The 21,287-nt window shown below is 72.0% G+C and carries 20 protein-coding genes; 10 read left to right on the top strand and 10 right to left on the bottom strand.

What is annotated here, in order from left to right; all coding sequences use genetic code 11:
- The first annotated feature begins 1 nt into the window (after position 1).
- The 5 genes from AB0C87_RS02440 to AB0C87_RS02460 all read left to right on the top strand — a co-directional run bounded on the left by AB0C87_RS02440 (position 2) and on the right by AB0C87_RS02460 (position 6,001).
- Entirely contained in the window at positions 2 to 1,954 is a 1,953-nt protein-coding gene (locus AB0C87_RS02440) for a fumarate reductase/succinate dehydrogenase flavoprotein subunit (protein WP_345177186.1), read from the top strand.
- A gap of 2 nt (positions 1,955 to 1,956) precedes the next feature.
- Entirely contained in the window at positions 1,957 to 2,709 is a 753-nt protein-coding gene (locus AB0C87_RS02445; protein WP_185032610.1) for a succinate dehydrogenase/fumarate reductase iron-sulfur subunit, read from the top strand.
- A gap of 85 nt (positions 2,710 to 2,794) precedes the next feature.
- Positions 2,795 to 3,541, top strand: a complete 747-nt coding sequence (locus AB0C87_RS02450) for an arginase family protein (RefSeq protein ID WP_345177183.1) — start codon at positions 2,795 to 2,797, stop codon at positions 3,539 to 3,541.
- An 86-nt stretch (positions 3,542 to 3,627) separates the two neighbouring features.
- The gene (locus AB0C87_RS02455) at positions 3,628 to 5,412 is read left to right on the top strand and encodes a tetratricopeptide repeat protein (protein ID WP_360576149.1); all 1,785 of its coding nucleotides are present in this window, start codon (positions 3,628 to 3,630) and stop codon (positions 5,410 to 5,412) included.
- Positions 5,413 to 5,416: 4 nt separating this feature from the next.
- Entirely contained in the window at positions 5,417 to 6,001 is a 585-nt protein-coding gene (locus tag AB0C87_RS02460) for a hypothetical protein (RefSeq protein ID WP_360576151.1), read from the top strand.
- On the opposite strand, the gene AB0C87_RS02465 is transcribed toward AB0C87_RS02460, so the two are convergent.
- The 6 genes from AB0C87_RS02465 to AB0C87_RS02490 all read right to left on the bottom strand — a co-directional run bounded on the left by AB0C87_RS02465 (position 6,002) and on the right by AB0C87_RS02490 (position 12,700).
- A complete protein-coding gene (locus AB0C87_RS02465) occupies positions 6,002 to 7,003 on the bottom strand; it encodes a LysR family transcriptional regulator (RefSeq protein WP_345177177.1) in 1,002 nt (333 codons plus the stop codon). It abuts the gene before it with no gap.
- Positions 7,004 to 7,107: 104 nt separating this feature from the next.
- Entirely contained in the window at positions 7,108 to 7,797 is a 690-nt protein-coding gene (locus AB0C87_RS02470; protein WP_345177174.1) for a Crp/Fnr family transcriptional regulator, read from the bottom strand.
- A 320-nt stretch (positions 7,798 to 8,117) separates the two neighbouring features.
- Positions 8,118 to 8,888: a succinate dehydrogenase/fumarate reductase iron-sulfur subunit gene (locus AB0C87_RS02475; protein WP_360576153.1), complete on the bottom strand. Its 771-nt coding sequence runs from the start codon at positions 8,886 to 8,888 to the stop codon at positions 8,118 to 8,120.
- Positions 8,885 to 10,882, bottom strand: a complete 1,998-nt coding sequence (locus AB0C87_RS02480; protein ID WP_360576155.1) for a fumarate reductase/succinate dehydrogenase flavoprotein subunit — start codon at positions 10,880 to 10,882, stop codon at positions 8,885 to 8,887. Before AB0C87_RS02480 ends, AB0C87_RS02475 begins: the two co-directional genes overlap by 4 nt.
- A gap of 12 nt (positions 10,883 to 10,894) precedes the next feature.
- Positions 10,895 to 11,725, bottom strand: a complete 831-nt coding sequence (locus tag AB0C87_RS02485) for a hypothetical protein (RefSeq protein WP_345177166.1) — start codon at positions 11,723 to 11,725, stop codon at positions 10,895 to 10,897.
- Positions 11,726 to 12,022: 297 nt separating this feature from the next.
- Positions 12,023 to 12,700 (bottom strand): helix-turn-helix domain-containing protein, encoded by a 678-nt coding sequence (locus tag AB0C87_RS02490; protein WP_360576157.1) that lies wholly within the window; start codon positions 12,698 to 12,700, stop codon positions 12,023 to 12,025.
- 130 nt (positions 12,701 to 12,830) lie between these two features.
- Between AB0C87_RS02490 and AB0C87_RS02495 the strand changes: the two genes are divergently transcribed.
- Both AB0C87_RS02495 and AB0C87_RS02500 read left to right on the top strand, forming a co-directional pair.
- Positions 12,831 to 13,412 carry a hypothetical protein gene (locus AB0C87_RS02495; RefSeq protein WP_345177163.1) on the top strand — a complete coding sequence of 194 codons (582 nt, stop codon included), beginning with the start codon at positions 12,831 to 12,833 and terminating at the stop codon, positions 13,410 to 13,412.
- On the top strand, positions 13,409 to 13,975 hold the full coding sequence (locus tag AB0C87_RS02500) for an OmpA family protein (protein ID WP_360576159.1): 567 nt from the start codon (positions 13,409 to 13,411) through the stop codon (positions 13,973 to 13,975). Before AB0C87_RS02495 ends, AB0C87_RS02500 begins: the two co-directional genes overlap by 4 nt.
- A gap of 62 nt (positions 13,976 to 14,037) precedes the next feature.
- On the opposite strand, the gene AB0C87_RS02505 is transcribed toward AB0C87_RS02500, so the two are convergent.
- Positions 14,038 to 14,892, bottom strand: a complete 855-nt coding sequence (locus tag AB0C87_RS02505; protein ID WP_353833313.1) for a protein kinase — start codon at positions 14,890 to 14,892, stop codon at positions 14,038 to 14,040.
- Positions 14,893 to 15,075: 183 nt separating this feature from the next.
- Here AB0C87_RS02505 and AB0C87_RS02510 point away from each other — a divergent pair, with 183 nt between their 5' ends.
- Positions 15,076 to 16,713 carry an LCP family protein gene (locus tag AB0C87_RS02510; RefSeq protein ID WP_345177155.1) on the top strand — a complete coding sequence of 546 codons (1,638 nt, stop codon included), beginning with the start codon at positions 15,076 to 15,078 and terminating at the stop codon, positions 16,711 to 16,713.
- Positions 16,714 to 16,716: 3 nt separating this feature from the next.
- On the opposite strand, the gene AB0C87_RS02515 is transcribed toward AB0C87_RS02510, so the two are convergent.
- Complete coding sequence (locus tag AB0C87_RS02515) at positions 16,717 to 17,325, bottom strand: prepilin peptidase (RefSeq protein ID WP_360576161.1); 609 nt, start codon at positions 17,323 to 17,325, stop codon at positions 16,717 to 16,719.
- A gap of 115 nt (positions 17,326 to 17,440) precedes the next feature.
- On the bottom strand, positions 17,441 to 17,947 hold the full coding sequence (locus AB0C87_RS02520) for a hypothetical protein (RefSeq protein WP_360576163.1): 507 nt from the start codon (positions 17,945 to 17,947) through the stop codon (positions 17,441 to 17,443).
- A gap of 151 nt (positions 17,948 to 18,098) precedes the next feature.
- On the opposite strand from AB0C87_RS02520, the gene AB0C87_RS02525 reads away from it, so the two are divergent.
- Positions 18,099 to 18,533: a hypothetical protein gene (locus AB0C87_RS02525; protein WP_360576165.1), complete on the top strand. Its 435-nt coding sequence runs from the start codon at positions 18,099 to 18,101 to the stop codon at positions 18,531 to 18,533.
- A 299-nt stretch (positions 18,534 to 18,832) separates the two neighbouring features.
- A complete protein-coding gene (locus AB0C87_RS02530) occupies positions 18,833 to 19,321 on the top strand; it encodes a hypothetical protein (RefSeq protein ID WP_345177145.1) in 489 nt (162 codons plus the stop codon).
- A 421-nt stretch (positions 19,322 to 19,742) separates the two neighbouring features.
- On the opposite strand, the gene AB0C87_RS02535 is transcribed toward AB0C87_RS02530, so the two are convergent.
- Complete coding sequence (locus AB0C87_RS02535; RefSeq protein WP_360576167.1) at positions 19,743 to 21,221, bottom strand: helix-turn-helix domain-containing protein; 1,479 nt, start codon at positions 21,219 to 21,221, stop codon at positions 19,743 to 19,745.
- Positions 21,222 to 21,287 lie beyond the last annotated feature (66 nt).

The following is a 21,287-nucleotide window of genomic DNA, read 5'->3' on the forward strand; positions in this document are numbered from 1 at the left end:
CATGGCAGCTGACGACATGACCACCGCCTTCTACACGCCCGGCGAGCCGATCGCCGACGCCAAGGCCCCGGCGGGCGCCATCGAGGAGCGCTGGACGACCCGCAAGTTCGAGGCCAAGCAGGTCAACCCGGCCAACAAGCGCAAGAAGAAGATCATCATCATCGGGACGGGGCTGGCCGGCGGCTCGGCCGGCGCCACCCTCGGCGAGGCCGGCTACCACGTCCAGCAGTTCTGCTTCCAGGACTCCCCGCGCCGCGCCCACTCGATCGCAGCGCAGGGCGGCATCAACGCCGCCAAGAACTACCGCAACGACGGCGACAGCGTGTACCGGCTGTTCTACGAGACGGTCAAGGGCGGCGACTTCCGGTCCCGCGAGTCCAACGTGTACCGGCTCGCCGACATCTCGCGGCAGATCATCGACCAGTGCGTCGCGCAGGGCGTCCCGTTCGCCCGCGAGTACGGCGGCCTGCTCGACAACCGCTCCTTCGGCGGCACGCAGGTCTCCCGCACGTTCTACGCGCGCGGGCAGACGGGCCAGCAGCTGCTCCTCGGCGCCTACCAGGCGCTGATGCGGCAGGTGGACGCCGGGAACGTGGAGCTGTACCCGCGGCACGAGATGCTCGACCTGATCATGGAGGACGGGCGGGCGCGCGGCGTCGTCGTCCGCAACCTGATCAACGGCGAGGTCAAGCACTACACCGCGGACGCGGTGGTGCTGGCGTCCGGCGGCTACGGCAACGTGTACTTCCTGTCCACGAACGCGATGGGCTCGAACGTCACCGCGTCCTGGCGCGCCCACCGGCACGGCGCCCTGTTCGCCAACCCCTGCTACACCCAGATCCACCCGACGTGCATCCCGGTCAGCGGCGACCACCAGTCGAAGCTGACGCTGATGTCGGAGTCGCTGCGCAACGACGGCCGCGTGTGGGTGCCGAAGAAGGCCGGCGACACCCGCAGGCCCTACGACATCCCCGAGGACGAGCGCGACTACTACCTGGAGCGCATCTACCCGTCCTTCGGCAACCTCGTCCCGCGCGACATCGCCTCCCGCGCGGCCAAGAACGTCTGCGACGAGGGGCGCGGCGTCGGCCCCGGCGGGCTCGGCGTCTACCTCGACTTCGCCGACGCGATCGCGCGCCTCGGCCGGGACAAGGTCGAGGCCAAGTACGGCAACCTCTTCGAGATGTACGAGCGCATCACCGGCGAGAACCCCTACGACACGCCGATGCGCATCTACCCGGCCGTCCACTACACGATGGGCGGCCTGTGGGTGGACTACGACCTGGAGTCCACGATCCCGGGCCTGTTCGTCATCGGCGAGGCGAACTTCTCCGACCACGGCGCGAACCGGCTGGGCGCCTCCGCGCTGATGCAGGGCCTCGCGGACGGCTACTTCGTCCTGCCGAACACCATCGGCGACTACATCGCCCGCAACAGCCTCCCCCCGGTCGCCGAGACGGCGGTCAGCGAGGCGGAGGAGCGGGTGCGGACGCGGATCGAGCGGCTGCTGTCGATCGACGGCGACCGCACCGTCGACTCCTTCCACCGCGAGCTCGGCCACATCATGTGGGAGTACTGCGGCATGGAGCGCACCGAGGAGGGGCTGCGCAAGGCGCTGGACCTCATCCCCGCGCTGCGCGAGGAGTTCTGGACGCGCGTCAAGGTCACCGGCAAGGGCGAGGAGCTGAACCAGCAGCTGGAGAAGGCGGGCCGCGTCGCCGACTTCTTCGAGCTGGCCGAGCTGATGGTCATCGACGCGCTGCACCGCGCCGAGTCCTGCGGCGGCCACTTCCGGGCCGAGAGCCAGGACGAGGAGGGCGAGGCCAAGCGCGACGACGAGAACTTCGGCTACGTCGCCGCCTGGGAATGGGCCGGGGAGGGCGCGAAGCCCGTCCTCCACAAGGAGGCCCTCAACTTCGAGTACGTCAAGCCCACGCAGAGGTCGTACAAGTAATCATGAAGCTCACACTGCGCGTCTGGCGCCAGAGCGGCCCGCAGGACAAGGGCGGGATGGTCGAGTACAAGCTCGACGACGTCTCCCCCGACGCCTCGTTCCTGGAGATGCTGGACGTCCTCAACGAGAAGCTCATCGCCTCCGGCGAGGAGCCGGTCGCGTTCGACCACGACTGCCGCGAGGGCATCTGCGGCATGTGCTCGCTGGTCATCAACGGCACCCCGCACGGCCCGGAGCGCGCCACCACCACGTGCCAGCTCCACATGCGCAAGTTCAAGGACGGCGAGGTCATCGACGTCGAGCCGTGGCGCGCCAAGGCGTTCCCGGTGGTCAAGGACCTGGTGGTCGACCGGTCGGCGTTCGACCGGATGATCCAGGCGGGCGGCTACATCACCGCGCCGACCGGCACCGCCCCCGAGGCGCACTCGACGCCCGTCCCGAAGCCCGACGCCGACCGCGCGTTCGAGGCCGCCGAGTGCATCGGCTGCGGCGCCTGCGTCGCGGCCTGCCCGAACGGCTCGGCCGCCCTGTTCCTCGGCGCCAAGGTCACCCACCTCGGCCTGATGCCGCAGGGCCAGCCCGAGCGCTGGGACCGCGTCGTGTCCATGCTGGACACCCACGACGAGGAGGGCTTCGGCGGCTGCACCAACACCGGCGAGTGCACCGTCGCCTGCCCGAAGGGCATCCCGCTGGACGTCATCGGCCGGCTGAACCACGACTACCTGAAGGCGACCGCCGGCGGGAAGAAGCGGTAGCGGGCGCGGCAGAGGGAGCGATCCCGGCCGCCGCTGTTCTCGGTCCCGCCCGGAGTACCGGGCGGGACCGTTCTAATGTGTCCACATGACGGTCACACTCCTCCCCTACCACCAGGACGAACGGCTCCCCGACGCGTCCTTCCCCCTTTCCGGCCTCGACGTCGTCCCCGTGACGCCGGACCTGCCCGACGGCGACGTGTGGCAGCGCGTCGCGGCGCTGTTCGAGCCCGTCGTCGCCGAGGTCGCCCGCCAGATCGACGGCGGTTCGATGCCGCGCGTGGTGTCGGGCGACTGCCTGACCGCCGAGGCCGTCCTCGCGGGCGTGCAGAAGGCGGGGGTGGACGCCTCCGTGGTCTGGTTCGACGCGCACGGCGACGTCCACACGGTGGACAGCTCGACGTCCGGCTACATCGGCGGGATGCCGCTCCGGCAGATCCTCGGCGCCGACACCGCGCTCCTCCCCGACCGGCTGGGCCTGCGCACGCTGCCGGAGGACCGCGCCGTCCTGGTGGACGCCCGCGACCTCGACCCGGCCGAGGCGGAGTTCCTCGCGTCCTCGCAGGTCAGGGTCTGCCCCGTGGACGACGTCGCGCTGCCTCCGGGCCCCCTGCTGCTGCACGTCGACGTGGACGTCATCGACGCCGCCGACCTGCCCGGGCTGAAGTTCCCGGTCGGCGGCGGGCCCTCCGCCGACGCGGTCGTCGCGTCCGTCCGGCGGATCATGGCCACCGGCCGGGTGGCCGCCCTGGACGTCGCCTGCCCCTGGCATCCGCCGGAGGGCGGCGACGACGAGGCCCGCGCCCGGCTGCTGAAGGGCCTGCTGACCGCCTGATCCGGCGCCGGGCCGCTCCGCTCACGCGCTTCGACAGGGGCTGATCTTGCCGTAGCATGCTGCCGCACATGCATAAGGGGGTGCATATGCACGAGCTGATGCACTGTGCAGGCGGCGCCGGCCCGGCGGTGCACCGGACCATCCTGTGCCTGGACGTCGAGGGCTACGGCCGCCGCACGAACGGGGGCCAGCTCGCCGTCCGGGCGGGCTTATACCGGGCCTTACGGCGGGCCCTCGACGAGTCCGGCGTGCCCGCGGCCTCCTGCTACTGCGAGGACCGGGGCGACGGGGCGATGATCCTCATCCGTCCGGACGTGCCGAAGGAACTGCTGGCCGGCCCGTTCCCGGCGCGGCTGGCCGCCCTGCTGGAGCGCCACAACGGCGCCGCGCCGCCGGACGCCCGTATCAGGGTCCGCGTCGCGGTGCACGCCGGCGAGATCCACCACGACGACCACGGCGTCGCCGGCACCGCCATCAACACGGCGTTCCGGCTGCTGGCCGCCGCCCCCCTGAAGGACGCGCTGCGCGCCTCCCCCGGCGTCCTCGCGCTGATCACCTCCGGCTGGTTCTTCGAGGAGGTCGTGCGGCAGAACCCCGCGTGCCGCGCGGCCGCCTTCCGCCCCGCCCTGGTCGCGGTCAAGGAGCTGCGGGAACGGGCCTGGATGCGGCCGCCGGACTCCTGGCCGCATGCGGACACCGACCGGGTCCTCCGGCTGCTCGCCCTGCACCCCGGCACGGAGATCTCCGTCCCGGCCGCGGCCGCCCTGATCGACGTCCCCGACGCCGAGGCGCGGCTCCTGCTCGGCGACCTCGGCCTGGCGGAGCGCGCCGAGGGCCGGTACGGGGTGCCCGTCCTCGACCCCGACGCCGCCCCCGGCTCAGGGCTCGCGCCGCACGAGCGCTCGGCCGCCATCCGCCGCGTCCTCGGCTGGTACCTCGGCACCGCCGGCAACGCGCGCCGCCTGCTGTCCCCCGACCGCGTCACCGCCCCGCCGCTGCCGGACGAGCCGGACCGCGCCCTGCGCTTCGCCTCCGCGGCCGAGGCCCGCCGCTGGTGCGAGACCGAGCGGCCCAACCTGGTCGCCGCCGCCCAGGCCGCCGCCGCCGAGGGCCACCACGACATCGCCTGGCGGCTGCCGCTCACCCTGTTCCGCGGCCCGTGGACCGACTGGAGCGAGGCGCTCCGCGGGGGCCTCGCGTCCGCGCGCCTCCTCGGCGACGACCGCGGCGTCGCCTACGTGCTCGGCGGCCTCGGCTACGCCAGCCAGAACCGGTGGCGGTTCGAGGAGTCCGCCGAGCTGTTCACCGCGGCGTGCGAGGTCTTCTCCCGGCTGGGGGACGTCCGGGGCGAGGCGTGGGCCCTGCACGGGCTCGGCTACGCCTGCCGCCGCCTGCGCCGGTACCGCGAGGCGGTCGTCCACCACCGCCGGTCGGTCCTGCTGGCCGCCGCGGTGGGCGACCGCCGCGACACCGGGCGGGCGCTGACGGCCCTCGGCTACGCCTACGCCGGGCTCGCCGACTTCGGCTCCTCGCTGGACCACTTCGAGCAGGCCCACGGCATCGCGCTGGAGGCCGACGGCCGGACCCTCGGCTGGGCCCTGCACGGGCTCGGCTACGCCCACCACGGGCTGCGCCGCCTGCACACCGCCATCGTCCACTACGAGAAGGCGCTGGACGTCTTCCGCGAGTTCGGCGACCGCCCCGGCCAGGGCGAGGCGCTCTACAACCTCGGCCGCGCCCACATGCAGATGTCCCGCCCCGACGCCGCCCGCGACTGCTGGCTGCGCGCCCTCGCCATCTTCGAGGACCTCCGGACCCCGCAGACCGCCGGGGTCGTCGCCCGGCTCCGCTCCCTCGATCCGCGATCATGAGGGGATGACCCTCCAGCAGCACCTGCGCCGGGCCGCCGAAGACTCCCTGCACGCGTTCCCCGAGGCCCTCCGCCCCGACATCTACGTCATCTCGCTCCGGATCTCGCACGGCGAGTTCTCGACCGTCCACGAACTCTGGGACTACCCCTACGACCCGTACATGGCGATCGGCTACAACACCGAGAGCAACGTCCGGCAGAACCTCGAACGCTCCTCCGATGACCCGCTGGAGGTGCGCTGGAGCTACGCCTACATGCTGCTGGAGGAAGCGGGACCCGCGGGCCACCACCCCGCCGACCCCGAGGGCACCGCCCTCTACCTGGAGGAGGTGAAGCGCCTCGGCCTCTGGTACGAGCCGGGCGACGACGCGGAGGACGAGCAGGACGAACGGCTCTGCGCCCACTTCGACGACCTCTGCATCGACGCCGCGCGCCACCTGCACTCCACGGGCCTCGTCCAGAAGGTGCTGGGCCGCGAGGTGCCGATCGTCCTCTTCGACATGTTCCGCATCATCGAGCCCGACGCCACCCAGGCGGCCAACCCGCCCCACCTCGTCCCGCCCGACTACGTGGCCCTCCAGCAGGGCTGACTAGGCGTCGACCAGGGTCTCCACGCCGGCCGGGAGGCTGCCCGCCAGGGCCGCCTCCACGAGGAACTCCTGGAGGGTCTCCTGGAACGCGCGGGCCGCGTGGGTGAGCTCGACGTCCTTGCGGTGGGCGAGCGCGATGGTGCGGAGCAGGCCGGGACCGTGGCGGCCGCGGCGCGCCTCGTCGTCGGCCAGGACGAGCGGCGTCCCGCGCAGGCCGGGGCGCCCGGCCAGCACCATGCTGGGGACGACCGCGATCCCGAGGCCGACCTCCACGAAGCGCAGGACGGCGTCCATCTCGCCGCCCTCGACCGCGAACCTCGGTTCGAACCCTGCGGCCCTGCACGCGCTGATGGTCGCCTCGCGCAGGTCGTAGCCGGGACGGAACATCACCAGCGGGCGGTTCCGCAGGTCCTGGATGCGCAGGTACGAGCGGCGCGGGAGCTGGGGGGTCTTCGGCAGCCGCTCCGGAGCGCCCGGCTCGGGACCCGCCGGGGACGCCACCACCAGGTACTCGCGCAGGATCGGCGTGGTGTCCAGGGGCGGGTCGCCGTGCAGGGGAAGGATGACCAGGGCCATGTCCAGGGAGCCGCGCGTGAGTTCCCGGACGAGGTCCCGGGAGCCGCCCTCCTCGACGATGAGCTGGATCCCCGGGTACGTGTCGTGGAAGCGGCGCAGGACGTCCGCCAGCAGGCCCGCGCACAGGGACGGCGTCGCGCCGAGCCGGACCCGCCCGCGCTTGAGGCCGACCAGCTCCTGCACCTCCAGGCGGGCGGTGTCGACATCGGCCAGTATGCGCTTCGCCAGGGGAAGCAGCGCCTCGCCGGCGGGAGTCAGGGTGATGTTTCCCCGCGCGCGGCTGAACAGCGACACGTTCAGCTCGCCTTCCAGCGCGCGGATCTGCTTGGACAGCGAAGGCTGCGCGACGCGCAGCAGCTCGGCGGCCTGCGTGAAGTGGCGTACCTCGGCGACCGCGACGAAGTAGGCGAGCTGCTGCAACTGCATCCTGCACAGCGTACGGGCCACCGCGGCCCCTGCCGCGCACCGGGTCAGCGCGCCCGGCGGCGGTTCAGCGCGCCCGGCGGCGGTTCAGCGCGCCTGGCGGCGGTTCAGCGCGCCTGGCGGCGTAAGGCCTTCAGGTCGTGCACGATGACCCGCCGACGGCCCGTCTCGATCCAGCCGTGCCGGCGCAGCGTGCGCAGCGCCTTGCTGACCGCCTCGCGGGACGCGCCCACCCAGCTCGCCAGCTCCTCCTGCGAGAGGTTCAGCGTGATCTGGAGGCTGTCGCCGCCCGCCGCGCCCGTCCGGTCGTAGGGAACGCCGAACCGCTCCGCCAGCTCGACGAGGCGCTGCGCGACCCGGCCCGTCGCGTCGAACATGCCGAACTCGACGCGCTTGCGGTCGGCGTCGCGCCAGCGCTGGCACAGCATCCGCATGATGAGGACGGAGACGCGCCCGTGCGCCTGGAGGAACGCCATGAACTCGTCGGCCGTCACCGCGAGCGCCCGCACCGGTTCGAGCGCCGTGACCGTCGCCGAGCGGGGCAGCCCGTCGATCGCGGCGACCTCGCCGAGCAGCGCCCCCGGACCGCGCACCGCCAGGAGCGTCTCCCCGCCCATCTCGCGGTAGGCGCACGCCTTGACCCGGCCCCGCAGCAGGATCGCCACCCAGCCGGGGTCCTCCCCCTCGGCGAAGAGGATCTCCCCCCGGGCGAATTCGCGGACGCGGCCGCGGGCCGCCAGTTCCTCGCGTTCCGCCGGAGTGAGATCGCCGAGGAAAGAACCTTCGGGGGCGCTCATGACCACAACGCTAAAGGGCGTGAAGCGTTCCCGCCTCCCGGTAAAGAATCACGGTTGAATCACGCGTTGTGTGCACTTATCCCTACTCGAACATTCGAGGGTGCGCCAGTGTTGGACGCGGCGTGCACGGCCGGAGGTCGTCTCGGCGTCCACGGCGTTCACGGGGAACGGCGGAACGGCGGGCGGCGGGCCGGGGGCGCGCCGCCCGCCGGGCCACGGAGCGCCGCCTGCCAGAACGGCGCCCCGTGACGGGAGCGGCGGAAACGCGAACGCCCCCCGTCGCGCGGGGCGGCGGGGGACGTTCGCGAAAGGCCGTGCGGTCAGGCGGAGGGGGTGTCCTCGCCCTTGCGCACGATGCCGAGCTTGCTGCCGAGCCACACCAGCGGGTCGTACTTGCGGCCGACGACCCGCTCCTTCATCGGGATCAGCGCGTTGTCCGTGATCTTGATGTGCTCCGGGCAGACCTCGGTGCAGCACTTGGTGATGTTGCAGAAGCCGAGCCCGTGGTCGTCCTGCGCGATGTTGCGCCGGTCGGCCTGGTCGGCCGGGTGCATCTCCAGCTCCGCGATGCGCATGAGGAAGCGCGGGCCCGCGAACTCGGGCTTGTTCTCCTCGTGGTCACGGATGACGTGGCAGACGTTCTGGCACAGGAAGCACTCGATGCACTTGCGGAACTCCTGCGAGCGCTCGACGTCCACCTGCTGCATGCGCAGCTCGCCCGGCTTGGCGTCGCCCGGGTCGAACGAGGGGACCTCGCGTGCCTTCTGGTAGTTGAACGACACGTCCGTGACCAGGTCGCGGATCACCGGGAAGGTGCGCACCGGGGTGACGGTGACCGTCTCCTCCGGGTCGAAGGTCGACATCCGGGTCATGCACAGCAGCCGCGGCATGCCGTTGATCTCCGCGGAGCACGAGCCGCACTTGCCGGCCTTGCAGTTCCACCGGACGGCGAGGTCGGGCGCCTGCGTGGCCTGAAGCCGGTGGATGATGTCGAGGACGACCTCGCCCTCGTTCACCTCGACGGTGTAGTCGGTGAGCTCGCCCGCGCCGTCGTCGCCGCGCCAGACCTTGAACTTCGCCTCGTAGCTCATCGGCCGTCCTCCTCGTTCTCCGCGGCGTCGTCCGCGTCCGGCTCCGGCGCGGCCTCCGCGTCGCCGGCCGGGCCCTTCCCGGCGAGGGGCGTCGGCAGCTCCTCGGCGGTCAGGTACTTCTTCAGCTCGTCGTTGTCGAACAGTTCGAGCAGGTCCTGCCGCATCGGCGTCAGCGGCTGGCGCCTCAGCTCGACGTGCGGCGAGGACGGGTCGCCGGCCAGCGAGCAGACGAGGTTGACCTTCCGCCACTCCGGCGACATCGCCGGGTAGTCGTCGCGGGTGTGGCCGCCGCGGCTCTCCTGGCGCTCCAGCGCCGCCTTCGCGACCGCCTCGGACACCAGCAGCATGTTGCGCAGGTCGAGCGCGAGGTGCCAGCCCGGGTGGTAGCCGCGCCCGTCGCCGACCGCGACGGGGTCGACGCTGACGGCCGCGACCCGCTCGCGGAGCTTGCCGAGCGACTCGATCGCCTGCTTCAGCTCCTCTTCCTTGCGGATGATGCCGACCAGCTCGTTCATCGTCTGCTGCAGCTCGGCGTGGACGGCGTAGGGGTTCTCGCCGCCCTCCCGCTCGAACGGGGCCATCGCCTCGGCCGTCGCCGCCTCGATCTCGGCGTCGGGGACGGCGGGACGCGCCGGGAGGCCGTCCACGTACTCCGACGCGCCGAGCCCGGCCCGGCGGCCGAACACCAGGAGGTCGGACAGCGAGTTGCCGCCGAGCCGGTTCGAGCCGTGCATGCCGCCGGAGACCTCGCCCGCCGCGAACAGGCCGGGCACCTTGGCGGCGCCGGTGTCGGGGTCGACCTCCACCCCGCCCATCACGTAGTGGCAGGTCGGGCCGACCTCCATCGGCTCCTTGGTGATGTCGACGTCCGCCAGCTCCTTGAACTGGTGGTACATCGAGGGCAGCCGCCTGACGATCTCAGCGGCGCCGCCCGGCATCCGGTCGACGACGGTGAGGAAGACCCCGCCGTGCGGCGACCCGCGTCCCGCCTTGACCTCGGAGTTGATCGCGCGCGCCACCTCGTCGCGCGGCAGCAGCTCGGGCGGGCGCTTGTTGTTGTCGGGGTCGTCGTACCAGCGGTCGCCCTCCTCCTCGGTGGTGGCGTACTGGTTCTTGAAGACCTCGGGGATGTAGTCGAACATGAACCGCTTGCCCTCGGAGTTGCGCAGGACGCCGCGGTCGCCGCGCACCGACTCCGTCACGAGGATGCCCTTGACGGACGGCGGCCAGACCATCCCCGTGGGGTGGAACTGGACGAACTCCATGTTCAGCAGCGATCCGCCCGCGAGCAGGGCCAGCGCGTGCCCGTCCCCGGTGTACTCCCAGGAGTTGGACGTGACCTTGAACGCCTTGCCGATGCCGCCGGTCGCCAGCACCACCGCGGGCGCCTCGAACACGACGAACTTGCCGGTCTCCCGGACGTAGCCGAAAGCGCCGCAGATCTTCCCGTCGGCGTCCTTCAGCAGCCGCGTGACCGTCGTCTCGGCCCAGACCTTCAGCCTGGCCTCGTAGTCGCCGTGCTCGGCGTGGTCCTCCTGCTGGAGGGCGACGATCTTCTGCTGGGCGGTGCGGATCAGCTCCAGGCCCGTCCGGTCGCCGACGTGCGCCAGCCGCGGGTACTCGTGCCCGCCGAAGTTGCGCTGGCTGATCTTGCCGTCCTTGGTGCGGTCGAACAGCGCGCCCCACAGCTCCAGCTCCCAGATGCGCTCCGGGGCCTCCTTGGCGTGCAGTTCCGCCATGCGCCAGCTGTTCATGAACTTGCCGCCGCGCATGGTGTCGCGGAAGTGGACCATCCAGTTGTCGTTGGCGTTGACGTTGCCCATCGCCGCGGCGGCCCCGCCCTCGGCCATCACCGTGTGGGCCTTGCCGAACAGCGACTTGGAGATGATCGCGGTCTTCTTGCCCTGGAGGCGCGCCTCGATCGCCGCGCGCAGCCCGGCGCCGCCCGCGCCGATCACCACGACGTCGTAGAGGTGCCTCTCGATCTCAGTCATGATTCCTTGGCCTCAGTTGAAGATGCGCAGGTCGGAGATGGTGCCGCTGGCGACCAGCGCGACGTACAGGTCGGCCACCACCAGCGAGCCCAGGGTGATCAGGGCGTACATCCCGTGGCGCTGGTTGATCTTGGACACCCAGCCCCACATCCGGTAGCGGAAGGGGTGCTTGGAGAAGTTCTTCAGCCGGCCGCCCACGATGTGCCGGCACGAGTGGCACGACAGCGTGTACAGCCAGAGCAGGACCACGTTCGCGACCAGGATGAGCGTGCCGAGCCCGATGCCGAACCCGCCGTCCTTGCCGTGGAAGGCGCGGACCGCGTCCCAGGTGTTGATCAGGGAGATCGCGAAGGCGGCGAGCCAGAAGTACCGGTGCAGGTTCTGGCCGATCAGGGGGAAGCGGCGCTCACCGGTGTACTTGCCGTGCGGCTCGCGGACGGCGCACGCGGACGGAGCCGCCCAGAACGAGCGGTAGTAGGCCTTGCGGTAGTAGTAGCACGTCAGCCGGAACAGCAGCAGGAACGGCAGCGAGATCGCCGCGAAGGGGATCCAGCCGCGGGTGGCCGCCGGCAGGAAGGTGCCGAACTCCGCCGCGTCGCCCGTGTGGCCGTCCACCGTGACGTTGTTGCAGATCTCGTTCAGGCACGGGGAGTAGAACGGCGTCAGGTAGTGGAACTCCGGCACGTAGAAGGCCGCGCCCCAGAAGGCCCGGACGGTCGCGTACACCACCCACGCCGTGAAGATCACGAAGGTCGTGACCGGATACAGGCGCCAGTTGTCCTTGCGGAGGGTGCGTTCCTTGATCTGGGCGCGCGACTTGGCCGGCGCCTCCACAGTGGTCATCGATCGCTCTCCTGAGCTCGGGTCGTCGTGTCCCCGTACCACGGTCCGCGCGCACCATGCGGCCGTTCGCGCCTCGGCCGGCGGCGGGGCGCCCCGGCCGGGCCGCGCGCGGCGGCCGGAGGCCGTGCCGCATGCGGGCCGTGACGCCTCGTGTGCGCTTCCAGCGAAGCGACCCTACGCCACCCGCCAGGAGCTGTGACATACATAACAGGCAGACCCGCATGTGACCCTGACCACAGACTTTAGCCCGTTCAGCGCCCTTTCACGGCCTCCGGGACCCATAACCAGTCGTTATGATCAAATTGAATCGAGACGAGACCGCTGCGGCATGGCCGCCCGATCGCCGGGCGTGTGCTTCAGCACCGTCCGGGCGAAGTGCGCCTCGGCCTCGCTCGTGCGGCCGGCCCCGTACACCCGCAGCACCTCGGCGAGATCGGGGAAGCGGTCGGCGATGAGCCCGGCGGCCGCCTCGATCTCGGCGGCGGACGCCACCTCGCGCAGCAGGGCCTGGACGAGCCGCGCCGGCTCGGCCGCCCCGCGTCCGGCCGCACGCTCCGGCGCCCCGCCTTCGACCGCACGCTCCGCCGCGCCCTCGGCGCTCGACGGCGCGGGCCCGGCGGGGACGCGCCCGGAGACCGCGCCGCGCATCCCCGACGTCGTGGCCGCCGACTCCGCCTTGATCTCCTCCAGCCGCGCCTGGACCCCGGCGGCGGTCAGCGCGTCGAAGCCGGGCGCGGCGACGAGGTCCTCGACCGCCATCAGGCGGTGCAGGACGGCCGGGTTGCTGATCTTGGCGCGCTGGCCCGACATGAGCTGGGAGAGCATCGGCGCCGAGAGCCCGAGCACGCCGGCGAGCCCCGACTGCGACATCCCGAGGCGGCCGAGCAGCGGCCGGACGCGGTCGCCGAGCGGCTCTCCGTACCACTCGGTCTGCAGCGCGCGGTTCCGGGCGATCGTGTCCTCGGCGACGCTCACCTCACCGGCCCCCCTTGACGATTTACAGATGCAAACGCTAGATTCGCGACCGCACATGGTTGTGCGGGATCCGCTGCCATCGTGCCACGGAAAACAGTGTTTGCATATGTGACGATCGGAAGGATAGACGATGGGCCTGGCACATCGCCTGGGCGCCGCCACCGCGACGGCCCTGCTCCTCACCGGCGGCCTGGCCGGCTGCTCCCTGCCGGGGACGGACGGGCCCTCGTCCTCGTCCTCGTCCTCCTCCCCGGCAGGCGGCAGGAAGGCCGCGGGCGCCGTGGGCGGCGCGAGCTTCGACGACGCCGCCAAGCCGGTGGTGAAGGGCACCTTCGACAGCCCGATCGCCCAGGGCGCCAAGCTCGACATCGCGGTCATGGGCCTCAGGGCGAAGGGGAGGCTCGCCACCCTCACCGTGCAGCTCACCCCGCACGTGCCCCCCGGCGGACCGACCCGCGTCAACGCCTACCGCCTCAACGGCGAGCACGGCCTCGGCACCGCGCTGATCGACCCGGTCAACCTCAAGCGGTACGTCGTGGTGAAGGACTCCGGCGGCAAGGAGCTGCAGACCGACGAGATCTTCACGAACATGGCCAACGACCAGCCCACCCCGTTCTACTTCACCTTCGCCGCCCCGCCCGAGAACGTGAAGTCCGTCGACCTGCAGATCGGCACATGGCCCACCTTCCGCGACGTCCCGGTCGAGCGGTGAGCCGCGTGCGCCGTCCGGCCGTCCTCGCCGGCGCCCTGGCCCTCGTGCTCGCGGTCCCGGCCGTCGCCGGGGCCGACCCCGGAGCCCCGGACCAGAACCTGGCCCAGAGCGTCCTTTCGATCGAAACCGACGCCTCCGTGCGCGGCATCGACCTCGAACAGGCGGTCGTCCCCCTGGAGGAGGAAGAGGCCGGCGGGCGTCAGGTCACCGTCCGCATCTCGGCGGACGTCCTGTTCGACTTCGGCAAGGCGACGCTCACCGGCGCCGCGCGCCGCCGCATAGCCGAGCTGGCGCCCCGCCTCCGCGACGCCCGGGGGGCCGTCCAGGTGTCGGGGCACTCCGACTCCATCGGCGACCCCGCCTCCAACCTGACGCTCTCCGAGCAGCGCGCCGAGGCGGTCAAGGCCGAGCTGGCGGGCGCCCTGACTGGGACGGGCCCGCGGATCGAGGCCCGGGGCTACGGCGAGACCAAGCCCGTCGCCCCCAACGAGCAGGGCGGCAAGGACGACCCCGCCGGCCGCGCCAAGAACCGCCGAGTCGAGATCGTCTACGAGAGGAGCTGACAGCGGGCGGCGAGCGCAAGGACCGCCACGTGGTCGTCCCCGCCGCCCGGTGACCCTTCCGCTCAGACGGGTGCGGGCGGCGGGCCCAGGTGGTCGAAGATCTGCAGGGGCTCGCCGTCCAGCGTGCGGACGGGGAAGCGAAGTTCCAGCCGGCACGCCGCGAGCGCCCGGCGCGCCGCCTCGGCGTGCGCGGGGCGCTGCGCAGGGTCGGCCGCGCACAGATGCGCGACCAGCGCCCACAAAAGGGGCGGGACACCGGGGGGCGGCACGCCGATGCGCTGGCGCGGCGCGGGGTCCCCGGCGCCGGTCAGCATCCGCCAGGCGACCATGCCCGCGGCGTACAGGTCCTGCCGGGGGCCGGGACGGTCCCAGTCGAGCACCTCGGGAGCGAGGTACCCCGGCGTCCCCACGACGAAGCCGGTGGTGGTGAAGCGCTGGTCGTCCTCCCCCAGCGCGATCCCGAAGTCGGCGAGCCGCACGTGCGGCGCCCCGACCGGGCTCGGCTCCAGCAGCAGGTTGGCGGGCTTGACGTCCCGGTGGACGACCCCGGCGCCGTGGATGTGACTCAGCGCGGCCAGCAACTGGTCCAGGATCTCGGCCGCGTACTCGGGCGGAAGCCTGCCGTAGTCCCCGAGGAGCGTCTCCAGCGAACCCCCGCGCACGAGGTCCATGGCGAGGAGCACGTCGTCGTACGCCATGCACGAGGCGTAGGGGGTCAGCACGTGGGGGTGCGCCATGCGCAGCGCCCGTTCCCGGACGACCCGCAGCATCGACGTCGCGCCCTGCTGCCGGACGAGCTTGGCCGCGCAGTACCGCCCTTCCGCGCGGTCGAACGCGCGCCACACGCGGCTGGTCCCTCCCACCCCGATCCGGTCGAGCATGGTGAACCGCCCGCCGATCACCCACCCCGCGTCCACGGCACCGATCGTACGGAAGGCCGCCCGCCCCGCGACCCCGGATTTCCGCTCGCCTGTCAACAGAACGGGCGTTCTAGGCATCTAACACTTGGAGGTACAGGCTCCCCCAGTCGGCGGCCTCCCTAAACTGACGGACCACGCAGACCACGTGCCCTCCCCAGGGCCCGCCCCGAAACGGGACCGATGAGCGACAAAGACCCTCGCCGCGACGACCTCGCGGGGGACGAGGCCGCCCGCCGGCCACCGGCGGCCCCAGAGGCGGCCGGCGGCACGGAACCGGATTCCCCGGGACGAGACGCTTCCGCGGAAGCCGAGACGGACGAGCCGGCTACGGGCGAGGAGAAGTCCACCGCCGACGACAAGGACGCCGACGACAAGGAGGCGGTCGCGCCCGGCGGGGCGGAGGCGGAGGAACGCGGGCCGGACGAGGCGGCGCCCGCCGGGACCGCCACCGGTGCCCGGCGCGGTGGCGGGCGGCGGAAGGGGCTGCGGTGGGTCGCGGTCGGCGCGGTGGCGCTGCTGCTGGCCGCCGGCGGCGGCGCGGCGTGGCTCTACCACGACCTCGTCGGCGGGATCGAGCAGAAACACGTCAGCGACAAGCTCGGCGCGAACCGGCCGAAGAAGCTCAACAAGTCGCTCAACATCCTGCTCATCGGGTCCGACACGCGGGAGGGCGAGAACTCGGAGTACGCGGTGCCGGGGATGGCCGGGGCGCGGTCGGACACCACGATCCTGCTGCACCTGTCGCCGAACCGGGACCAGGCGATCGGGATCAGCTTCCCGCGCGACTCGATGGTGAAGATGCCGGCGTGCAAGAAGGAGAAGGGCGGCACCGTCCCGGCCCAGTTCGGGATGCTGAACGCGGCGTTCGCGTACGCGGGGCCGACGTGCACGTGGAAGACGCTGGAGTCGCTCACCGGCATCCACATCGACCATTTCGTCCAGGTGGACTTCGCCGGGTTCAAGCGGATGGTGGACGCCCTCGGCGGCGTCGAGATCTGCGTCGACAAGCCCGTCAGGGACCCGAGGGCCGAGCTCTACCTGAAGGCCGGGAAGCAGACCGTGAAGGGGGACGACGCGCTCGGCTACGTGCGCGCGCGCTACTCGCTCGGCGACGGTTCCGACCTGGAGCGCATCGAACGGCAGCAGAAGTTCATGGCGGCGGTGGTCGACAAGGCCACCAGCGGGTCCGTCCTCAAGGATCCGGCGAAGACGTACAAGTTCCTCAAGGCCGCCACCAAGTCGATGACGACCGACGACGACCTGGATCTGGCGGGGATGCGGAAGCTGGCGGACGGGCTCAAGGGGATGAGCGCGGGCCAGGTGCGGTTCGTCACCGTCCCCGTGGAGGGGTACGCGCCGGATCCCAACCGCGTCCAGTGGAACGAGGAACTCGCGAAGCCGCTGTTCGAGGCGATCCGGCACGACGACGAGCTGCCCGCGGAGCCGGCCGAGCCCGCCCGGCCGCGGCCGGCGCCGCCTTCGCCCGGCAAGGTGCGCGTCACCGTGGTCGACGCGGGCGCCCGGGACGCCCGGGTGAAGCAGGTCGTGAACCAGCTCCGGCAGCGCGGGTTCACGGTGGAGAAGAAGGTCGAGAAGGCCGCCGCGGAATCGGAGAGCCGCCTCGTCTACGCGCCGGCCGCGGAGGCGCAGGCGTCGGCGCTCGCGCGGGACGTCCCGGACGCGCTGCTCACCTCCGACCCCGCCGGTCCGCGGGACGGCGTCCGGCTCGTCATCGGGGCGAACGGGGTGCGCCTCGCGCCGCCCGCCATCAACAAGATCGGCGGAGGCGTCAAGGCGGGCCGCAAGCTCTGCGGCTGACCCTCATCCGGCCGCGAGCAGGATCGCCGCGAGCGTCCCGGCGAGCATGCAGGGGCCGAAGGGGAAGTCGCCCTTACGGGAGCGGCGGGCGATCATGATGCCGAGGGCGACGAGGCCGCCCGTCAGGTAGGTCGTGAGCAGGCCGGTGATCCAGGCGTGCTGCCCGAACCAGCCGAGGTAGAGGCCGAGCACGCCGGACAGCTTGACGTCCCCGAGGCCGATCCCGGACGGGACGAGCAGGGCCTGCGCGAAGTACAGCGCGAACAGCGCGGCCATGCCGGCGAGCGCGTGCTCGAACCGCCGCGCGCCGTCCTCGGTGAACGGCGCCGCCGCGGCGAGCAGCACCGCCGCGACGCCGTAGGACGGGAGCGTGAACCGGTCGGGCAGCCGCTTGACCCCGACGTCGATGAAGCCCAGAAGCGCGCCCGCGGCCGCGAGGTACAGCAGCGCGGGCAGGACGGGCTCGAACCCGGCCCGCCATCCGAGCACGCCGAAGAGGGCGGCCGTGACCAGCCCCATCAGGATCCGGCGGCGGCGCGGGACCTCGCCCACGTAGGGCGCCGCCAGCGGCGCCGCGAGAACGCCGACCGCGAACCCGACGGGCACCAACACGAACGCGACCATCGACCCTCGCCCCGATCCGGCGTCTGCACAGCCTCCGGCACTTTAACCGCCCGGACGGGACGCCCGTCCGGGCTTCGGGAGGCCGGGGGACGGCCGGCGGCGGTCAGCGCCGGTATTGGCGGTCGTGGCGGCGGTCGTAGCGGCGGTCATAGCGCGGGGAGTAGCGGTCGTCATAGTCGTCATCGCCGTTGATCAGGATCCAGACGAAATAGCACAGCACCAGCCCGGCGAGCACGCTCCCGATGTCGATCGCGCCGCCGCCGTTGAAGGACTCGTGAGTCGCGGGGGCCGTGCACACGTGGTCCTTGCACTTGGCGCCCTTGTGCTTCTCGCGCCATTCGTCGGGCGGTGACTTCACGCGGACGTACGGCTTCTCGTCGATCAGCACGGCCTCCTGCCGCACGCCGTCCTCCACCGCGGTCGCACCGGGCTTGAAGTACTTGCCGGAATGGATCTGGGGCCGGCCCTGGTAGATCGCGTTGACGGCCTTCGCCTGCAGCCAGGAACGGTTGGCCACGCAGATGATCAACACGATGCCCATCATCACGAGGAGCACGATGCGGGCGATCAGCCCGATGCAGCCCAGCCCGGCACTCCGTCGATAGAACACACTGAGGACCCGTCCGGAGACCCCCGGAAGACGCAACCGCCGAAGGCACAGGGGTCGCCGGCTTGCTCGGTGCCACCGCGCGCGGACGGTCCCTTACCGCGGGGCCTCAGAACCCCGCGGTCATGCAAACCACATCTCAGAAAGGCATCTCATGTACGAGATCCCCGACCAGGAGAAGTTCCCCCCGTTCCGGAGGCTCTTCTTCGCTTTGGAACAGGCTCGGCCCGACCGCGCGGCCCTCCTGACGCGCCACGTTCTGGCGGAGCTGAATCTCCCGTACGACGTCGCGCAGAGGCTGGAGCAGTTCGCGTACGAGCTCCTGCTCAACGCCTATCAGCACACGACGGGCGTGGACCTCGCCCGCGTGGGCGACGAGCCGCTGCCGCGCAACATCCGCCTGGAGGTCGGCACCGTCGACGTGCGCGGCACGACCTGCGTCCGCGTCGCCGTCTACGACCGGGGCGACCTGCGCGACTTCCACTGGTCGTCGGCCCGCCGCGGCCTGACCTCCATCCGGGACTACGCCCACGAGTACGGCTGCGAGGCCGCATCACCGTACGGCAAGGTCGTGTGGGCCCAGATCTGATCGCGGGCCCCCCGCCCGCCGTCCGCGCCAACGGTCGCCACGGCTCCTGATCGGAAGCCGAGGCGAGGAGACGGACCGGCCTCCACCCCCGACGGGGGTGGAGGCCGGTTCTTCTTTTGCCCTGAACCTGACACAGCCCGCCGGATTCGGTGACGCGACGCCGTTTCGGCCGGCTGGAGACCCCCTACCACCTGCGTCCGCTCACCCGACGAGAGTTGCGGTCCATGGCCGCATCCGGACGGTAGACCTCGCGAGTGACCTTCCCGGCTCTCGCCACGCAACCAAGAAGGAGTGTTTCCATGCACGGATCGACCGTCATCGGCGCCTCTCGTTCGCAGCGCAGGCCCGCGTTCGAGAGCGACCAGCAGGTGCCCTACGCCATCGACCTGCAGTCGTTCGAGCTCAACGAGCCCACGGACGCCATGGTCAGGCACGCGGTGCAGGGCATGTTCAGCGACCTCCCCGAGGAGGTGCAGGGCGACGTGAGGCGGGTCGCGATGGAGCTGATCCGCAACACCCAGCCCCTCTGGCGGCCGCAGGCCGGGGTCATCCGCCCCGGCAGCCCGGCCGTCACCGTGACGCTGGGCTGGGCCACCGACGAGCGCCCCCACGAGTGGGTCAAGTACCCCCTCATCACGGTGAGCGACGGGAACGCCGCCATGCCCGACGTGCGGGACCTGACCAGGACCTGGCTCGGGCTGGTGGTCGAACTGACCCACCGGTGCGGCGCCTTTCGCACCACGTCCGGCAAGCGTTACTGGGCTCTCGTGAGCCCCGACGCGCGCTGATCTCCACCTGAACGACGCCCGGCTTTCACCGATCCGGGCGATGCAGTGGCCGGCCGCCATCCCCTCTCGGGGGTGGCGGCCGGTTCTACTTGTGCCCTTGCACACACATCGCCCGACTTCTTCCAAGAAACGGGTTGCCGATCCAACGGGGCTCTGTACAGTCATCCATGCGGGTTCTTGCGACCCGTCAATTTGTTCACAGTTGGTTGCAAATAAGAACGGGGTTACTGATATGGCCAAGAAGGTTGGCGAGAACGAAGACGGCGACATCATCCTCGACGACGACGGCGTCGTTCGGGGTGACTGACGAACAGTGATGATCGCGGCTTTCGAGCCGCTTTGATTTGATTACCAGGCCGTCCTCGTCCCGGGTTTCCGGGGCGAGGGCGGTTCTTTTGTTTCCGCGCGGCGGCGGCCCGGGTCAGTCGCGGAGGCGGACGCGACAGGCCAGGTGCAGGGCGAACGCGGTGTCGGGGTCGGACAGGTCGGCGCCGAGCCTCTCGACGATCTTCCTGATCCGGTAGTTGACGGCGTTGGGGTGCAGCGCCAGCCGGGACGCGGCGGCCTTCAGCGAGCCGCGCGCGTCGAGGTAGGCGCCCAGCGTCGCGATGGCCTCGGCCGACCGCCCGGGGCCGAGCGCGTCGAGCGGGCGCAGCAGGTCGTCGACCACCCGGCGGCTGAGCGGCGAGGCGGCGATCTGGGCGAGCACCCGGTTGATGCCCGCGGCGTCGAAGGCGTGGACGAGTTCGCCGGAGCGGACGGCGATGGCCGCCGCGGCGCGGGCCTCCGTGGCCGACTGGCGCAGGCCCTCCACCCCCCGCTGCGGCGTCCCGATCCCGAAGCGCAGCACCGTGCCGGGATGCTCCTCGGCCACGGCCGCGCGCACGGCGTCGATCAGCCGCAGGGCGCGCGGCGGTCGGATCTCGGCCCGGGCGGTGCCGACCAGCACGATGTCGGCGGCGAGGCGGGCGAGATTCCACGACTCGCCGGACGGCAGCTGGGCCTGGTGGGTGCGCAGGGTGAGGGTGTCGAACAGCCGCCGCCGTTCCGCAAGTTCGGCCGGGTCGGGGCCCGACGGCCGGTCCGGGGTCATCCAGATGACGGTGTGCAGGTCGTCCACGGCGAGGCCGAGCAGGCGGGCCCGGTCGGCCAGCGCCCCCGCCTGGGCACGCTCGCTGACGATCAGCTCGGTGAGGATGTCGGACCGGGTCTGGCCGGGCGCGGTCGCCCGCTCCAGCGCGTGCTGCCGCAGCCGGCCGATCGCGGCGGCCACGGCGGGCAGCACCAGCCGCACGGCGTCGTCGGGCGGTCCCGTCACGCCGCCCTGACGGCGGCCCGCCACCCAGATCGGCTCGGCGCCGGCCGGTCCCCCCGTCCCGTCGGTGGTCACCAGGGTCCGGCCGAGCACCGCCCCGACGCGTTCGAGCAGCGCGGCGACGCGGTCGCCCTCGGCGGTCCCGGTGGGCTCGCCGGCCTCCCGGACGATGCGCAGCGCCGCCTGCGCACGGGCGAGCGAGTCGGCGGCGTCGCCCCGGATGACCTGGCCGAGGTAGAGCACGACCTCGGCGACGTCGCAGTCCTCCTCGGCCGACAGCACGGCCAGCCTGGCCCGGTCGGCCAGCCGGGCCGCGGTGATCGGCAGCGTTCCGCAGCCGATGAGGACCAGCGCGGGCACGCCGCGCTCGGCGGCGGTCCGGACGGCGATGTCGAGCTCGTATCCGGCGGCCCGCGCGGCCGACCGTCCCGTCACGACGACCAGCGCCCCCTCCGGGGCCCGCTGGAGCCGCGCCAGGGCCTCGACCGCGGTCACGGAGGTGAGCGGCACGGCGTCGGCCGGGCCGGCGAGCAGGGTGAGGGGGATCCGGGAACCGGTCCCGACCAGGTCCGAGACGAAGGACACGCTCGCATTGTGCCATCGGCACAAACCCTCGCGGAACCTTGTGCCCTCCACCCTTCCGCCAGGTCA

The organism is Actinomadura sp. NPDC048021 (genome assembly GCF_040653135.1).
GTDB lineage: Bacteria > Actinomycetota > Actinomycetes > Streptosporangiales > Streptosporangiaceae > Spirillospora > Spirillospora verrucosospora.

What these genes read in the sequence shown, in the direction of transcription:
- AB0C87_RS02460 (WP_360576151.1), top strand. Translation starts at nt 5,417, where the DNA reads ATGACCCTCCAGCAGCACCTGCGCCGGGCCGCCGAAGACTCCCTGCAC.
- AB0C87_RS02445 (WP_185032610.1), top strand. Translation starts at nt 1,957, where the DNA reads ATGAAGCTCACACTGCGCGTCTGGCGCCAGAGCGGCCCGCAGGACAAG.
- AB0C87_RS02495 (WP_345177163.1), top strand. Translation starts at nt 12,831, where the DNA reads ATGGGCCTGGCACATCGCCTGGGCGCCGCCACCGCGACGGCCCTGCTC.
- AB0C87_RS02455 (WP_360576149.1), top strand. Translation starts at nt 3,628, where the DNA reads ATGCACGAGCTGATGCACTGTGCAGGCGGCGCCGGCCCGGCGGTGCAC.
- AB0C87_RS02510 (WP_345177155.1), top strand. Translation starts at nt 15,076, where the DNA reads ATGAGCGACAAAGACCCTCGCCGCGACGACCTCGCGGGGGACGAGGCC.
- AB0C87_RS02525 (WP_360576165.1), top strand. Translation starts at nt 18,099, where the DNA reads ATGTACGAGATCCCCGACCAGGAGAAGTTCCCCCCGTTCCGGAGGCTC.
- AB0C87_RS02475 (WP_360576153.1), bottom strand. Translation starts at nt 8,888, where the DNA reads ATGAGCTACGAGGCGAAGTTCAAGGTCTGGCGCGGCGACGACGGCGCG.
- AB0C87_RS02440 (WP_345177186.1), top strand. Translation starts at nt 2, where the DNA reads ATGGCAGCTGACGACATGACCACCGCCTTCTACACGCCCGGCGAGCCG.
- AB0C87_RS02450 (WP_345177183.1), top strand. Translation starts at nt 2,795, where the DNA reads ATGACGGTCACACTCCTCCCCTACCACCAGGACGAACGGCTCCCCGAC.
- AB0C87_RS02530 (WP_345177145.1), top strand. Translation starts at nt 18,833, where the DNA reads ATGCACGGATCGACCGTCATCGGCGCCTCTCGTTCGCAGCGCAGGCCC.
- AB0C87_RS02485 (WP_345177166.1), bottom strand. Translation starts at nt 11,725, where the DNA reads ATGACCACTGTGGAGGCGCCGGCCAAGTCGCGCGCCCAGATCAAGGAA.
- AB0C87_RS02465 (WP_345177177.1), bottom strand. Translation starts at nt 7,003, where the DNA reads ATGCAGTTGCAGCAGCTCGCCTACTTCGTCGCGGTCGCCGAGGTACGC.
- AB0C87_RS02470 (WP_345177174.1), bottom strand. Translation starts at nt 7,797, where the DNA reads ATGAGCGCCCCCGAAGGTTCTTTCCTCGGCGATCTCACTCCGGCGGAA.
- AB0C87_RS02480 (WP_360576155.1), bottom strand. Translation starts at nt 10,882, where the DNA reads ATGACTGAGATCGAGAGGCACCTCTACGACGTCGTGGTGATCGGCGCG.